Below are 495 nucleotides of genomic sequence, written 5' to 3'. Positions count from 1 at the left end.
CTTTAACTCTTTATTATGATGTAGCGAATTTACAGCAGTTCAGGAGTGGTTTAGTGAAAATTGAGCAATTAAGACTTATTGTTCCTAATTTGCAGGTTGCAAACATAGAATTAATTGAAAGCAAGATCAAAGTGACTCTTTGTTTTGATAAGAAGTATCGTGATTTTGTAGTGACAACTTTTGGCGTTGAAGGTGAGTGAACATGATTTATTGCATAATATACTCTCCAAACAAAGATGAAGTTGAAAATCTTGAAGGAGAATTTCTTGAATGGAATGTTCCAGCTAAAGACTTAGAAGAAGTTAAGGATTTAGCAAAAAGGCGTTTAGTTCAATACGGCTTTAATTACTGCACTATTTTTACATTTAACAGCGATGGAGTAGTTATTCTTGCAGTTGAAAGTATTGAAGACGTGATTTTTGAATCAGTAGGAAGGTGGTTCATGTGAAACAAGCAACTTTGTTGAGGTTTCTTCCAAGCAAAGTTGCTTTTTCG

Annotated in this window: 2 protein-coding genes; both read left to right on the top strand. The window is 33.7% G+C overall.

Going from position 1 to position 495, the window contains the following annotated elements:
- Window positions 1–200: hypothetical protein (locus E3E37_RS11585; protein ID WP_206204106.1), on the top strand; the 200-nt coding region annotated here is incomplete at its 5' end.
- The gene (locus E3E37_RS10910; protein WP_167717364.1) at window positions 197–448 is read left to right on the top strand and encodes a hypothetical protein; all 252 of its coding nucleotides are present in this window, start codon (window positions 197–199) and stop codon (window positions 446–448) included. The genes E3E37_RS11585 and E3E37_RS10910, both read left to right, overlap by 4 nt.
- Window positions 449–495 lie beyond the last annotated feature (47 nt).

Source organism: Thermococcus sp. ES12, from assembly GCF_012027515.1.
Classification (GTDB): Archaea; Methanobacteriota_B; Thermococci; order Thermococcales; family Thermococcaceae; genus Thermococcus; species Thermococcus barossii.
This window is presented reverse-complemented; position numbering and strand designations above follow the sequence as displayed.